10 protein-coding genes are annotated in these 15,483 nt (G+C 63.6%); 7 read left to right on the top strand and 3 right to left on the bottom strand.

From position 1 onward, the window contains the following. Nucleotides 1–19: 19 nt before the first annotated feature. Nucleotides 20–2,917 (bottom strand): 2-oxoglutarate dehydrogenase E1 component, encoded by a 2,898-nt coding sequence (locus GOB82_RS00905; protein ID WP_166118504.1) that lies wholly within the window; start codon nucleotides 2,915–2,917, stop codon nucleotides 20–22. A gap of 218 nt (nucleotides 2,918–3,135) precedes the next feature. Beyond that, on the bottom strand, nucleotides 3,136–4,332 hold the full coding sequence (zapE, locus tag GOB82_RS00900) for a cell division protein ZapE (RefSeq protein WP_166118502.1): 1,197 nt from the start codon (nucleotides 4,330–4,332) through the stop codon (nucleotides 3,136–3,138). Nucleotides 4,333–4,460: 128 nt separating this feature from the next. Here zapE and GOB82_RS00895 point away from each other — a divergent pair, with 128 nt between their 5' ends. Further along, a complete protein-coding gene (locus GOB82_RS00895; protein ID WP_166118500.1) occupies nucleotides 4,461–4,796 on the top strand; it encodes a carboxymuconolactone decarboxylase family protein in 336 nt (111 codons plus the stop codon). Between the two features lie 25 nt (nucleotides 4,797–4,821). On the opposite strand, the gene GOB82_RS00890 is transcribed toward GOB82_RS00895, so the two are convergent. Next, a complete protein-coding gene (locus GOB82_RS00890; protein WP_166118498.1) occupies nucleotides 4,822–7,071 on the bottom strand; it encodes a ComEC/Rec2 family competence protein in 2,250 nt (749 codons plus the stop codon). Between the two features lie 99 nt (nucleotides 7,072–7,170). On the opposite strand from GOB82_RS00890, the gene gltX reads away from it, so the two are divergent. The 6 genes from gltX to topA are packed head-to-tail and all read left to right on the top strand — an operon-like array spanning nucleotide 7,171 to nucleotide 15,478. Next, entirely contained in the window at nucleotides 7,171–8,577 is a 1,407-nt protein-coding gene (gene gltX, locus GOB82_RS00885) for a glutamate--tRNA ligase (RefSeq protein WP_166118496.1), read from the top strand. After that, nucleotides 8,570–9,511, top strand: a complete 942-nt coding sequence (locus GOB82_RS00880; protein WP_166118494.1) for an aspartate carbamoyltransferase catalytic subunit — start codon at nucleotides 8,570–8,572, stop codon at nucleotides 9,509–9,511. Before gltX ends, GOB82_RS00880 begins: the two co-directional genes overlap by 8 nt. Continuing rightward, complete coding sequence (locus tag GOB82_RS00875) at nucleotides 9,508–10,803, top strand: dihydroorotase (protein WP_166118492.1); 1,296 nt, start codon at nucleotides 9,508–9,510, stop codon at nucleotides 10,801–10,803. The genes GOB82_RS00880 and GOB82_RS00875 overlap by 4 nt, the downstream gene beginning before the upstream one ends. Further along, on the top strand, nucleotides 10,803–11,444 hold the full coding sequence (plsY, locus tag GOB82_RS00870; protein ID WP_194300330.1) for a glycerol-3-phosphate 1-O-acyltransferase PlsY: 642 nt from the start codon (nucleotides 10,803–10,805) through the stop codon (nucleotides 11,442–11,444). Before GOB82_RS00875 ends, plsY begins: the two co-directional genes overlap by 1 nt. Then, nucleotides 11,441–12,712 (top strand): DNA-processing protein DprA, encoded by a 1,272-nt coding sequence (dprA, locus tag GOB82_RS00865; protein ID WP_166118488.1) that lies wholly within the window; start codon nucleotides 11,441–11,443, stop codon nucleotides 12,710–12,712. Before plsY ends, dprA begins: the two co-directional genes overlap by 4 nt. A gap of 33 nt (nucleotides 12,713–12,745) precedes the next feature. After that, nucleotides 12,746–15,478, top strand: coding sequence for a type I DNA topoisomerase (topA, locus tag GOB82_RS00860; protein WP_166118485.1), 2,733 nt, complete (start codon nucleotides 12,746–12,748; stop codon nucleotides 15,476–15,478). Nucleotides 15,479–15,483 lie beyond the last annotated feature (5 nt).

Genomic DNA, 15,483 nt, shown 5'->3' with positions numbered 1-15,483 from the left:
TTTTCAGATGATGTGTTGTTCAGTCCGCTTTTTTCAAACCCAAGGCCCTTTCCACAAGGTTGGCCTGTTCGGCCGCGTGGATACGCGCCAGCCCTGTGGCGGGGCTGGCCGCTGCGGCACGCCCCACATAACGGGGGCGGCCCGCCTTATGCTGCGCGGCCTGAAGCGCATTTTCAATCCGGCGATCAACAAAATGCCAGGCCCCGCCATTTTCCGTTTCTTCCTGACACCAGATGATGTCCGCTTCAGGATAACGCTTCAGCTCAGCCGCAAGAGCTTTTTCGGGGAACGGATAGAGCTGCTCCAGACGCAGGATGGCCACATCCTTCACGCCGTTTTCGCGCCGCGCAGCCAGCAGGTCATAATAAACCTTACCGGAGCAGATCACGACACGCTTGATGCTGGCATCCGGCACCATGGCATCCTGTTCCGGATCATTCACATCCGGCAGCACAGGCTGGAAACGCGTGCCCGGTCCGAAATCCGCCAGAGCGGAGACCGCAAGCTTGTGCCGCAGCAGGGATTTCGGCTCCATCAGGATCAGCGGTTTGCGATAATCCAGCTTCAGTTGCCGGCGCAGGGCATGGAAATAGTTGGCAGGTGTCGTGATGTTGCACACGAACATGTTGTCTTCAGCGCAGAGCTGGAGGTAGCGCTCAAGCCGCGCGGAGGAATGTTCCGGCCCCTGCCCTTCATACCCGTGGGGCAGCAGCATAACCAGACCGGACATCCGCAGCCACTTGGTTTCACCAGATGCGATGAACTGATCGATAATCACCTGCGCACAGTTGGCAAAATCACCAAACTGCGCTTCCCACAGCACAAGCGTTTTCGGGTTGCGCAGGGAGTAGCCATATTCAAAGCCCAACACCCCGAATTCCGAGAGATGGGAATTCCAGATCTCGATCCGGGCCTGATCCTCTTCAATATGGTTCAGCGGTGTGAAGGGGGTCTGGTTTGCCTGATCAATCAGCACTGCATGGCGCTGGCTGAACGTGCCACGCTGGCAGTCTTCACCAGACAGGCGCACGCGGTGTTTTTCCAGCAGCAGGGAGCCAAAGCCCAGCGCCTCACCCGTTGCCCAGTCAAACCCTTCACCGGAGGAGAACATTCCGGCCTTAGCTTTAAGCTGGCGGGCAATCTTGGCGTTCAGGTCAAAGTCATCCGGAACGGTGCTGATTGCGGCACCAATTTTCTGAAGCGTTTCAAGCGCCACACCCGTTTCCGGGTACGCGGCTTCCACCTTGCCGGTTGTGGGGGGAACCAGCCCGGCCCAGTCGCCTTCAAGCCAGTCTGCCTTGTTCACCCGGTAGGACTGCGCGGCCTTGTAATCTTCATCCAGCTTCTGGAAGAAGGCATCCCACTGGCCCTTGACCTCATCCTCTGAAACAATGCCTGCCTGCACAAGGCGTTTTGCGTAGAGCGTATGGGGTGTTTCGTGGTCCGCAATCGCCTTGTACATCACAGGCTGCGTGAAGGCGGGCTCATCCGTTTCATTATGCCCGTGGCGGCGGTAGCACACGATGTCCAGCACGATATCACTGGAGAATGTCTGCCGGTAATCTTCCGCCAGACGGGAGACAAAAATCACCGCCTCGGCGTCATCCCCGTTCACATGCAGCACCGGCGCTTCAATCGCCTTGGCAACATCTGTGCCGTAAATGCCGGAATGGCCGTTTTCCGGGTTGGTGGTAAAGCCCACCTGATTGTTCACCACCATATGGATGGTGCCGCCCGTGCGGTAACCCGGCAACTGGGACATGGAGAGTGTTTCATACACCACGCCCTGCCCGGCAAATGCGGCATCACCATGGATCACCACGCCCATATGGGCGCTGCGGGTTTCTGTATCCCCGGCATCATCCTGAATGGCGCGCACCTTGCCGCACACCACAGGGTCCACCGCTTCCAGATGAGAGGGGTTGGGTTGCAGGGAGATATGCACGGACCGCCCGCCCACTTCCACATCCGTGGAGGAGCCGAGATGATATTTCACATCGCCCGAACCCGCGACATCATCCGGCTTGAACGAACCGCCCGCAAATTCATTGAAAATGGCCACATAGGGCTTGCGCACCACATTCACCAGCGTGTTCAGACGCCCGCGATGCGCCATACCGATGGTGACGGATGTCACGCCATGAGACGCCGCCTGATCAATAATGGCATGGAGGGAAGGAATGGAGATTTCCCCGCCTTCCAGACCAAAGCGCTTGGCCCCGACGTAGCGTTTCTGACAGAAGGACTCAAAACCCTCCGCCTCGGTCAGGTTCTTCAGGATGGTTTTCTGCTCATCCGCTGTCACCTGCGCGCGCCACTGCGCTCCTTCCAGCCGCTCACGCAGCCAGGCGCGCTGCTCCACATTGCGGGCGTGCATATATTCCGCGCCGATCGTATCGCAATACACGGCACGCAGGGCCTCGATAACCTCGCTCACCTTAGCGGTCGAACGGCCCTTCAGCAGCGGAGCCAGCAGGGAGCCGATATAGACCTCGCGCCCCAGATCTTTCTGCTCAAACCCGTAAGTCGCCGGGTTCAGCTCTTCAATGGCCCGTGGTTCACGCAGCCCCAGCGGGTCCAGCCGGGCTTCCCGGTGCCCGTATTCACGGAAAGCGCGGATCAGCCGGGCAATGGCCAGACTGTCTGATGCCGCCAGCCCGCCGGCGGCACTGCCTGCCGCACCCGCTTTTGCGGGTGGTGCGGGGTCTTCCCCCGTGATGATGGACGCCCGCGGAGCCCAGGAGGCCCCCACGGCATCTTTCAGCACAGCGGCTTCATCATCATCCAAAGACCCGAAAAGCGTGTCGAAAGAGGGGTCAACGCTCTTGGGGTCCTGCACCCAGCGGGCATAAAGGTCCGCCAGATATGCGATATTCGCCCCGTTAAGCGCGGTTGTCAGCACGTCTGAAGCTGCCATGATCAGAGTTCTCCCTGCTGCCGGGCAAGCCCGTTCTGGCAGCCAGCGGTTATGTTAATCCTGAACGTAAGCCGGATCATCTTTTCTCTACCCCACGCTGTGGCGCCGGGCGCCCTGCCCGCATAGTCTCAATTCCGTGAGGCTGAAGACCGTCCGCCTTCAGCCGCTCTGATGATTTTGCTAGACCGCAGCAGAAGCGGGGACAAGAGAGGCCGCTGTCACGGTGTGGAGAGCCCATGCGCTGCCTGCGCCGCCGCAGCCCCGCGCGCCAGCCAGCTTTCACTGCCCATCTCGGCGAGGCGTGAGGCTGTACGGGCGAATGCGTCAGACCCTTCTCCGGTGGTAAAAAGTTGGTCAGGCTGTGCCGCTGCCGAGGCAAACAGCAGATTTCCGTTGTCGTACAGCGCATCCACAAGGGTTATAAAGCGCCGGGCAAGATTGGCCTCATCCTGCCCCATGCACGGAATTCCCTCGATAATCAGCACCGGAAAGCGTCTGGCCAACGCCAGATAATCATTCGGCCCGCGTGGAGCGCCACACAAAGAGTTGAAATCAAGCCGGGCAACCGGCCCTGCCGCCTGCTCCACCTCAAAGGTGCGCCCGCTGAATTCCAGCGTGACAGGAGCAGGCTTCTCCGCACCGGCATGTCGGGCGAAAATGGCCTCCAATCTGGCATGAGCCTGTGCATCTGCGGGAACCAGCCATGTCTCCCGGTCCTGCTGCCGCCCACGCCGATAGTCCCGCGGGGAGTCCAGTTCCACCGTATCCAGCTCACGCTTGATGATGGCGATAAACGGTTTGAACGCATCCGCGCCGGGGCGATTCTGAAAGAGTTCCCCCGGTTCGGTGTTGGATGTCGCGACAATCACCACCCCACGTGCGAACAGCGCCTCGAACAGCCGCCCGAGAATCATGGCATCGGCAATGTCATTGACCTGGAATTCATCAAAGCACAGCAGGCTGGCGCGGGCGGCAATAGCCTCCGCCAGAGGGGGGATAGGGTCTGCCATGCCGGGGTTGGCGGCTTTCAGGGCATGCAGCTTCTGGTGCACATCCTGCATGAAGCGCAGAAAATGGATGCGCTCCTTCCGCCGGACCGGCGCGCAACCGTAGAACAGGTCCATCACCATGGTTTTGCCACGGCCAACCCGCCCCACGATATACAGCCCGCGCGGGCGCTGCGGTGCGGGCTGAGGCTTCAGCCTGCGTGCAAGGCCCGCCAGCAGGCCGCCTCTGGCAGGGGCTGGCGGAGGGGGCATGGAGGCCAGCTCGTGCCAGAGCTGGTCAAGCCGCTCCACCACACGGGCCTGGTCCGGATCACTGTTCAGGTCTCCGGAAGCGGTACGCTCCCGGTAGAGAGCCAGAGGTCCGCGCCCTGTAACAGACGAAACCCCGTCCTTGTTGATGTATGTCATAACTATAGGCCGATAGCGGGGAGACAGGTCTTTCCGCAAGAGTCCGGATGCTCTCCTAACTGTGTCGTGACAGAACGCCTCTCCGAAAGGACACTCCCGAGCGTCCTTCCCACGCAGGAGCATGACTCATGGACTGGAACGCCTACCGCACCAATCTGGGTGCCAATACAAAGGTTTTTGCCCAGCTTTCCCCCAACACCCTTCAGGGTTTGCAGACGATGGAAACCGTGCCCGCCGGGCACACGCATCTGGATGCCAAGACGCGGGAGCTGATTGCCCTGGCCGTTGCCGTCACCACCCGCTGTGACGGATGCATTTCCGTACACACTGTTGCTGCAAAAAAAGCCGGTGCCACAAAGGAAGAAATTGCTGAAGCCCTTGGTGTGGCCGTGGCCCTGAACGCCGGGGCGGCTCTTGTCTATTCCGGCCGTGTTCTGGAAGCCTTTACCAACCAGCCGGACTGAACCCCGGCCGGACCAACCCTGCCGCTTACTCCTCAGGTGCCAGTGGCAAGGTTGGCATGCCGTGCCCGCCGGGCTTCATCACCCACGGGCGAGCACCGCGCAGGCTGCGGTCAGACACTACTCGCAGGCCATCAGGCCGCAGGAACACAGCCTGCGCGCCCTCTCGCCACGCTGTAAACCGGTCAAGCCCGCGCACGCCGGGGCAGGACTGGCGCAGGGGCGCCGCACTGATAACCAGATCCATCCCCGCACACAGCGACTCGGGGAGCAGCGCCTCACCATCCGACCTGTCCCGCACCCGCAGGATCACGGAATAGCCTTTCAGAGACAGCACACACACATCCGGCACGGCATCCTGCCCGCACACCAGCGCGCCATCCGGTGTTTCACCGCCCTCTGCCGGGAAAGGCTCCACCGGTCGTGCCAGAGCCTGCTGCCAGGCCGCCCGCACCATCCCGGCACCGCGCGACTGCCCTCCCATGCGCAGCACGCCCCCCTCCCGCACGGCCATAAGCCCTCCATCCGGGCTGATAAGCAGGTCAGGCTGCGCCACCAGAAAGGGAGACAGCATACCGGCCAGAATGGGCAGCACGCCCGCCAGACGCCACACCGGCCGCCACAGGCACAGCCAGCACAACCCGAGCAGCACAGCCGCCAGCCCCCAACCGGGCATCTGCGGCACCGCCATGCGGGCGGCGGGCCAGTGCGCAATAGCGTGCGCCACATGCCGCACACTCTGAATGCCCCAGCCCATCAGGTGCAGCGGCAAAACATCCAGATGCAGGGGCATGAGCACCAGCGCCATCAGGCCAAGCGGCATGATCCACACGGCCATCAGCGGCACGGCAACCAGATTGGCCAGAATGAAAAAAGGCTGCACTTCGCCAAAATGCGCCATGACCACGGGAAGTGTAGCCAATCCCGCCAGCAGGCTGGTCAACGCCAGTGTTGCGATATGACGCGCAACCCAGTGCCGGAACCCCCGCCTCTCCTCACGCAGACGAGCCAGATGAGGGGCCGCCACCTCATAGCCCGCGATCAACGCCATCACAGCGGCAAAGGACATCTGGAATGCCGCCCCCAAAAGCGCCTGCGGCATGATCAGCAGAAGGAGCGTTGCAGCCAGAGCCAGCCCGCGCATGGACACCGCGCGGCGGCCCGTAGCCAGCCCCAGCACCACCACGGCGGCCATCATCAGGCTGCGGGCAGCGGGCAGGTGCAGGCCGGTCAGCACCACGTAAGCCGCACCCCCAAGCAGCGCCAGCAGGGCCGAAAGCGCCTTGCACGGCCAGCGCAGGACCGCCCACTCCCACGCGGAAAAACCGATGCGAAACATCGCCATCAGCACACCCAGAACAATGCCCAGATGCAGCCCCGCCACCGCCAGCAGATGCGCCAGCCCGGAGGCCGCAAACTCGTCCCGCACCGTGCGCGGCACGGAGGCTCCCTCGCCTGTCAGCACGGTAGAGGCCACAGCCCCGGCGGCACCGGGCAGCACCTGCCGGATGCGCGCATCCATCCGCTCACGCAGCGACTCCAGAGCCATATAAAACCAGCCTTGCCCGGGCATCATCCGGGCTGGCACCGGGCACGGCGACGCATCCGGGGCGGACTGCACGCCTGGGGCGGAAACACCCGCACAGTCTTCGCCCGCAGGCTGCACCAGCCCCAGCGCCCGGCCAGACCCCGCACTCCCTGAAAACCAGGCCTCACGCTGAAAATCCCGCCCTCCGGGCAAGGCCGGAAAGGCGGGCGAGCGCAGCAGCGCCCGCACCTGCACAGCCCGCCCCGGCCAGAGACTCGCAGGGTCATCCGGGCGGAGAGCGAGGCTCAGGGTGCGCTGCAGGGGAGCCATGCCGTGGTCCAGCGGAGTTTCGAATCTCGCTCCGGCCAGCACAACACGGCGCACCTCCTCCGCCTCCGCCCCGCGTGGCGGCAGAAACGTGAGAGACTGCACCCGGCCAGACACCATCACCGCGCGGCGCGGCAGCTCCGGCATGGGCGGCTGGCGGTGCGTGGCCACCCATGCCGCCAGCGCACCCACCGCCAGCGCCATGCAGCCTCCGCCCGCAAGCCGCGCCCACAGGGAACGCCACCCGGCCACAAGCCCGCACACACCCAGCACCAACCCTGCCAGCGGAACCCCCACGCCCCAGAAGGGGGAAGGCTCCTGCCGCAGCAGGAAATACGCCAGATCCCCCAGCGCCAGCCCCACGGGCACCCACAGCACCAGCCGCCGTTGCTCACTCAGAAGCGCAGCCGTCAGGAACGACATATGGTTTCCCACATACGCGCGTGATAAGCCAAACGCCACGATATGTCCGAATATCGGACATATGGCTCCCCACGCGTGCGCGTGATAAGGATGCGCCCCATGACGACAATCCGCACACGCTTTGCCCCGAGTCCGACCGGCCTGCTGCATATCGGCAACGCCCGCGCGGCCCTGTTCAATTTCCTCTTTGCCCGTCACCACGGCGGCGAATTCCTCCTGCGTATTGAGGATACCGACCGTGAACGGTCCACCCAACAGGCTGTCGATGTTATTTTCGATGGTCTGGCATGGATGGGCATTACGGCAGATGAGACACCTGTCTTCCAGTCCTCCCGGCAGGATCGCCACACGGAAGTGGCTCTGCAACTGCTGGAAAAAGGTCTGGCCTACAAGTGCTACTGCACGCCCGAAGAACTCAAGCAGATGCGTGAAGACGCAATGGCGAACGGCAAGCCGCCCCGCTACAACGGCATGTGGCGCGACCGTGACCCTTCCGAAGCTCCGGCTGGCGCCCCCTATGCCGTGCGCATCAAGGCCCCGCGCGAGGGTGAGACCGTTCTTCAGGATCTGGTTCAGGGTGAGGTCCGTGTGGCCAATGCCGAACTGGATGACATGATCATCCTGCGTTCGGACGGCACCCCCACCTATCAGCACGCCGTGGTGGTGGATGACCACGATATGGACATCACCCATGTCATTCGCGGTGATGACCATCTGACCAACACCTTCCGTCAGGCCATGATCTACCGCGCCATGGGGTGGGATCTGCCGCGCTTTGCGCATCTCCCGCTCATTCATGGGCCGGATGGCGCCAAACTCTCCAAGCGCCACGGCGCGCAGTCCGTTGTGGAATTCCGGGATGAAGGGTACCTGCCCGAAGCCCTGTGCAATTATCTGCTGCGTCTGGGCTGGGGGCATGGGGATGCGGAAATCCTCTCCCGTGAAGAGCAGATCCAGCTGTTTGATCTGGATGGCGTTGGCCGCTCTCCCTCCCGCATGGATTACGCCAAGCTGCTGCACATCAACGCTGTGTGGCTGCGTCAGGCCGATGATGCGCGCCTGACGGATGATGTGATGGCCCGCCTGAAAAGCGTTGAGGGTGTGAGCACGGATGACACCGTCCGCGCCCGCGTTCTGGCCCTGATGCCCGGCCTGAAGGAACGCGCCCGCACGCTGGTGGAACTGACGGAAAGTGCCGCCTTCCTCGGCCGCCATGTTCCGCTGGAGTTCAACGCCAAGGCAGAAAAAATCCTGACACCGGAAGCCCGCACCCTTCTGGACGGCGTGGCGCGTGAACTGGCCGCGGTGGACGCGTTCACACCGGAAAATATTGATGCCGCCCTGCGCCGCTTTGCGGAAGCCGGTGAGCACAAGCTCGGGCAGATTGCCCAGCCGTTACGCGCCGCGGTGACAGGCTCCAACACCTCACCGGGGATTGACGCCACACTGGCTGCTCTGGGCAAGGATGAAACTCTGGCACGGATTGGGGCCGTTCTGCATGGCTAGCTTTTCAGGCCGCCACACGCGACATCTGCTTGGTCTGCAAGGCATGACGCCAGACCAGATCGAGCCGCTGCTCGATCTGGCGGAAAGCTATGCCCTGCTCAACCGCTCCCGCAAGGTCCCACGGGACGTGCTGCGGGGCCGCACCCTGATCAACCTCTTTTTTGAGGACAGCACCCGCACCCGCACCTCCTTCGAACTGGCAGGCAAGCGGCTGGGCGCGGATGTGATCAACATGTCCGTGGCGCAATCCTCCGTAAACAAAGGGGAAACCCTGCTGGACACGGCGGCCACACTCAACGCCATGCAGGCGGACCTGCTGGTGGTGCGGCACTCCCAGTCCGGCGCGCCGGCCCTGCTGGCGCGGAAGGTGGAAGCCTGCGTGGTGAATGCGGGAGATGGTACGCATGAGCACCCCACACAGGCCCTGCTGGATGCCCTGACCATCCGCCGCCATTGCGGCCGGTTTGCGGGGCTGACCGTGGCCATCTGCGGGGATGTGGCCCATTCCCGCGTGGCGCGGTCTAACATCCACCTGCTCACCACCATGGGGTGCACGGTGCGTGTGATCGGCCCGCCCACACTGGTGCCGAGCGGCTTTAAAAGTCTGGGCGTGGAGGTCTTCCACACCATGGAGGAAGGCCTGCGCGGCGTGGATGTGGTGATGATGCTGCGCCTGCAGCGCGAGCGCATGTCTTCCGGGCAGATCCCCAGCGCACGCGAGTATTTCCGCTTTTACGGGCTGGACCAACGCCGTCTGGCTCTGGCGAAGGAAAACGCGCTGGTCATGCATCCCGGCCCGATGAACCGGGGTGTGGAAATTGACAGTCTGGTGGCCGATTCCGGCCAGAGCGTGATTCAGGAACAGGTTGAAATGGGCGTGGCCGTGCGCATGGCTGTGCTCGATCGGCTGACCCGCGGCAGGCATTCAGCATGAGCACTCGTCTTTTTGATAATGTCCGCCTCATAGACCCCGCCTCCGGGCTGGACCAGCCGGGCCGCCTGCTTGTGCGTGACGGCAAAATTGCGGGAACGGACACCGCCGGGGCCGAAGGCGCACCGGACAATGCCGAGGTGATTGACGGTCAGGGCGCAGTCCTGTGCCCCGGCCTTGTGGACATGCGCGTGGAAATTGGCGAGCCGGGACACGAATATCGTGAAACCATCGCCTCCGCCGCCCGTGCTGCCTCCGCCGGAGGCATCACCACCATCGCGGTGCTGCCCACCTGTGAACCGGCGATTGATAACCCCGCCCTTGTCCGCCTGCTGCGCAGCCGCGGGGAGGAGACCGGGGCCATCACCATCCTTCCCTATGGCGCGCTCACAAAAGGCTGCAAGGGGCAGGAACTGGCGGAAATCGGCCTGCTGCATGAAGCGGGGGCCGTGGCCTTCACCGATGGCGCCCGCGCGATCGACCCCGCCCGCCTCATGCGTCTGGCGCTGTCCTACGCGGGCGGCTTCGGGGCCATGGTTGTGCAACACCCTGAGGAACCCTCCCTGGCAGGCTCCGGCTGCGCCACGGCGGGTGAACTCGCCACCTGCATGGGTCTGCCGGGCATCCCGCCTGCGGCGGAAGCCATCATGATTGCCCGGGATATCCGGCTGGCGGAACTCACCGGCGGCCGCCTGCATTTCGGGCATGTCTCGACAGGGGAAGGCGTGGAGCTGATCCGTCAGGCCAAGGCCCGTGGCCTGACCGTGACCTGTGACACCGCCCCACCCTATTTCGACCTGAACGAAAACGCGATTGGCGACTTCCGCACCTACGCCAAGTTCTCCCCCCCCCTCCGGGCGGAAGAAGACAGGCTGGCCATCTGCGCCGCTCTGGCCGATGGCACGATTGACGCCATTGCCTCAGACCACCTCCCGCGTGATGCGGATGACAAGCGCCTGCCCTTCGCACAGGCCGCCACAGGCGGCACCGGCATGGTCACGCTGCTGGGCGTGACCCTCGCACGGGTGCATGACGGCACGCTCACCCTGCCTCAGGCCCTCGCGCTGCTCACCCACAAACCCTCCGCCCTGCTGGGGGCGTCCTGCGGCACGCTGGCAACCGGAGCGGCGGCAGACCTCTGCCTGTTCGCGCCGGACCAGAGCTGGCTGGTGCGGGCTGGCACACTGCCGGGCCGTGCACAGAACACGCCCTTTGACCGCCGCCCGCTGGAAGGGCGCGTGCTGGGCACATGGAAGGGCGGACGCCGCGTTTACGACGGAACACACACCGCATGATGTCCTCTCTTCCTTCCTACGCGCTGTGGCTGCTCGCGGCCATGGCCTTCCTGGGATACGTGCTGGGCAGCGTGCCCTTCGGGCTGATCCTGACCAATATGGCCGGAATCGGAGATCTGCGGAAAATCGGTTCCGGCAATATCGGGGCCACCAATGTGCTGCGCACAGGCCGGAAAGATCTGGCCGCCGCCACACTCGGGCTGGACGCCGCCAAGGGCGCTCTGGCGGTGGTGATTGCGTGGATCATGACGCCACCTGATTTTTCAGACCGGATTATGGCTGTCACCGCGCTGGCGGTGGTGGTCGGGCATTGCTACCCTATTTTCCTTGGGTTCAAGGGGGGCAAGGGTGTGGCCACCGGGCTTGGCGCTCTTCTGGCCCTCTCTCCCCTGACGGGGCTTGTGGGCTGTGCGGCATGGCTGGGCGTGGCCAAGCTCACCCGCATTTCCTCAGCCGGGGCACTGGCCGCGTTTATCCTGATGCCACTCGTCACGCTGGCGCTGTACGGGTTCAGCTTTCAGACTTCCAGCAAGCCCTTGGCAGTGCTGCTTATCAGCCTGCTGGTACTGATGCGGCACCACGCCAATATCAGCCGCATCCTGAATGGCACCGAACCACGGGTTCCGCCCAAACAAAAATGAACACGCTTGCCGCCTGCCTGCGTCTGGCCCGCACCGAGTCTGTGGGGCCGCGCACATGGCGGCGGCTTGTGGCGCAGTATCATTCAGCCGAGGCCGCCCTTGAGGCCCTGCCCCGGCTCCCCCTGCGGGGGCGGGCACCTCTCGTTATCCCCCCGCTGGACAGCATCCTGCGTGAAATCGAGGCCACAGCCCGCATGGGCGGGCGCATTCTCACCCTGCTTGATGCCGACTACCCCGCACTTCTGAAAGACATTCCCGATGCCCCGCCCGTGCTGAGCGTGCTTGGGGATGTTTCCGCCCTGAGCAAACCGGGCATCGGCCTGATCGGAGCGCGGAATGCCTCCGCCTCAGGCCTGCGGCTTGCCGAAAGTCTGGCAACGGAACTGGTGGAAGCCGGCCTCTCTGTTGTCTCCGGTCTTGCACGGGGGGTTGATCGGGCCGCCCATATGGGGGCCTTGCACCGGCAGGGGCTGACCATCGCCGCCATTGCAGGCGGGCTGGACAAACCCTATCCGCCGCAGAACGCCAGCCTGCAGGCGGAAATAGCTGAAAAAGGCGCGGTGGTGACAGAAGCTCCACTGGGCACAGCCCCCCTCCACCGCCATTTTCCGCGCCGCAACCGGTTGATTGCCGGGCTGACGCTGGGGTGCGTGGTAGTGGAAGCCGCCCCCAGATCCGGCACGCTGATTACCGCCCGGCTGGTGGGAGAGTATGGGCGGGAACTCTTCGCCGTTCCCGGTTCTCCGCTCGACCCGCGCTGCCGGGGCAGTAATGACCTGATCCGTAACGGCGCTGTGCTGACAGAAAGCGTGGCCGATATCCTGCCGCACCTGCCCCCCATGCCTGTGCCCTCCAGCCCTGCGCCCTCCAGCCCTGCGCCCCCCGCACACGCTGCCCCCCTCCCCACCGCTGCGCAGAGTGTGCTTTTTCCGCCAGCCGAGAGAAAAGACTCCTCCGCCCCACCCCGGAAGGACAGTTTCCCAGCCTCAGCCCACACGCCCGCCACGCATGGCCTCACGCCGCATCCTCCGGCCATTTCCGCCCCCGCGGCCCCTGTTCCACTCACCCGGACGTGTGAAGACCTGCGGGAAAAAGTGCTTGATATCCTCTCCTTTACGCCCATAGCGGTTGACGATCTGGTTAGGCGCTGCCAGTTCTCAGCTTCCGCCGTCTTGACCGTGCTCACGGAACTTGAGCTTTCTGGCTGTCTGGACTCACTCCCCGGCGGGCGTGTTGTTCTTGCTGCCAGTCATGGCAAAAATGGCTGATCTAGGTGCTGCTTCCGGCAGGTCGGAGAGAGTATGACTGACGTTGTGGTGGTCGAATCGCCCGCAAAGGCGAAAACGATCAACAAATATCTGGGTGATGGGTACACGGTGCTGGCCTCCTTCGGCCACGTGCGGGATCTTCCGCCCAAAGACGGGTCTGTGCGCCCGGATGAAGATTTTGCCATCTCCTGGCAGGCGGATGAGCGGGGCACCAGGCAGGTTGCCGCCATCATCAAGGCTCTGCGCGGTGCCAAAACCCTCTATCTCGCAACTGACCCGGACCGTGAGGGAGAAGCCATTTCCTGGCACGTCCGCGCCATGCTGGAAGAAAAGAAGGCGCTGAAAGGGGTGAACGTCCAGCGCGTCACCTTCAACGAGATCACCAAAAGCGCCATCCAGACCGCCATGGCCCACCCACGTGACCTCGATATGCCGCTGATCGAGGCCTATATGGCCCGCCGCGCGCTGGACTATCTGGTCGGGTTCACGCTCTCCCCCGTTCTGTGGCGCAAGCTGCCCGGCTCCCGCAGTGCGGGCCGCGTGCAGTCCGTCGCCCTGCGGTTGATCTGTGAACGCGAAGCCGAAATCGAGGTTTTCAAACCGCGTGAATACTGGACCGTTGTGGCCGCACTCGCCACGCCGTCCGGCGCGCCGTTTACCGCCCGCCTCACGCATCTGGACGGCAGAAAGCTCGAACAGTTTGACCTGAGCAATGCGGAACAGGCCGCCGCGGCCAAACAGGCCGTGGAAGCGGAAAACCTGTCCGTACGTTCGGTCGAACGCCGCAAGGTGCGCCGCAACCCGCAGCCGCCCTTCACCACCTCCACCCTGCAGCAGGAAGCCTCCCGCAAGCTGGGCATGGGGGCGCAGGTCACCATGCGCACCGCACAGCAGCTTTATGAGGGCATTGATGTGGGGGGTGAGACCGTGGGCCTCATCACCTATATGCGAACAGACGGCGTGCAGATGGCCAAGGAAGCCATTTTCTCCATCCGTGAGCATATCGGCCAGCATATCGGGGGGGATTACGTTCCCGCCCAGCCGCGCTTTTACAGCTCCAAGGCCAAGAACGCGCAGGAAGCGCATGAAGCCATCCGCCCGACGGATGTCTCCCGCACGCCTGCCTCCGTGGCGTCTCACCTCACGCCCGACCAGCGCCGCCTGTATGAGCTGATCTGGAAACGGGCTGTGGCCAGCCAGATGGAATCCGCCGCACTGGATCAGGTTGCGGTGGATATCGCCGGGCCGTCCAACCAGACCGTGCTGCGCGCCAACGGCTCCATCATCACGTTTGACGGCTTCCTGCGCCTTTATACCGAAGGCCGGGATGATACGGACAAACCGGCGGATGATGACTCCCGCATGCTGCCGCCCATGAAGGAGCACGATCCGCTCAAGCGTGAGGCCGTCACGGCGGATCAGCACTTCACGCAGCCGCCTCCGCGTTTCTCCGAGGCCTCACTGGTCAAGAAGATGGAAGAGATCGGCATTGGCCGCCCCTCCACCTACGCCTCCATCCTGACCGTGCTGCGCGACCGCAATTACGTCACGCTGGAAAACCGCCGCTTCATTCCCGAAGCGCGCGGGCGTCTGGTCACGGCGTTTCTGGTCTCGTTCTTCGAGCGGTATGTGGACACCACCTTCACCGCCAGCCTTGAAGAACTGCTGGACGATATTTCCGATGGCCGGGCCGAATGGAAACATGTGCTGGCCAACTTCTGGGATGCGTTTTCCAAAGCGGTTGCCGACACCAAGGACCTGACGATTACAGATGTCCTGAACGCGCTGGACAAGGATCTGGGGCCGTTCTTCTTCCCGCCACGGGAAGATGGGTCAGACCCGCGCCACTGCACCGCCTGCGGCACGGGCCGCCTTGGCCTCAAGCTGGGGCGCTATGGCGCGTTTATCGGCTGCTCCAACTATCCTGAATGCTCCTTCACCCGCCGCCTCTCCTCCGAGAGCGCGGAAGAGGGTGAAGGCGGGGCCGCCCTGAAGGACGGCATGCGCGTGCTGGGCCAGCACCCCGATACGGGTGAGGATATCACCGTGCGTCAGGGCCCCTACGGCCTGTACGTGCAGCAGGGCGAACCGGACCCGGCGGACAAGAAGGCCAAACCCAGACGCGCCTCCCTGCCCAAGGGTATGGATGGTGAAGCCATTACGCTTGATCAGGCTGTAGGCCTGCTCTCCCTGCCGCGCCTTGTGGGCCTGCACCCCGAGAGTGGTGAACCCATTGAAGCAGGCCTCGGCCGCTTTGGTCCCTATGTGAAAATGGGGGCGATCTTCGGCTCACTCGACAAGGATGACGATGTTCTGACCATCGGGCTGAACCGCGCTGTGGATGCGCTGGCCAAAAAGCTGGCCTCCATCCGCACGCTGGGCAACCACCCGAAAGATCAGGAACCTGTTCTGGTGCGCAAAGGCCGGTTTGGCCCCTATGCCCAGCATGGCAATCTGGTGGCCACCCTGCCGCGTGGCACGGACATGAATGACGTGACACTGGAAGAGGCCGTGGCGCTGCTGGCTGAAAAGGGCAAACCCCTGAAAGCCAAGGCCGGAGCTGCCAAGAAAAAAGCTGCACCCAAGGCCGCCGCCAAAAAGACCGCTGCCAAGGCCGAGCCGAAAACAGCCACAAAAAAGGCCACGACCAAAACCGCCGCGAAAAAAACGGCCACCCCTAAAGCGGCTGCAAAGAAAAGCGCTGCGGAGGATGGGGCCGAAGCCCCGGCCAAAAAGCCCGCCGCGCGGAAGAAAAAGGCGGACTGACCCTC

It is taken from the genome of Acetobacter farinalis, assembly GCF_011516935.1.
GTDB lineage: Bacteria > Pseudomonadota > Alphaproteobacteria > Acetobacterales > Acetobacteraceae > Acetobacter > Acetobacter farinalis.
Note: the sequence above shows the minus strand (reverse complement) of the source record. Positions and strands in the feature narration are given on the sequence as shown.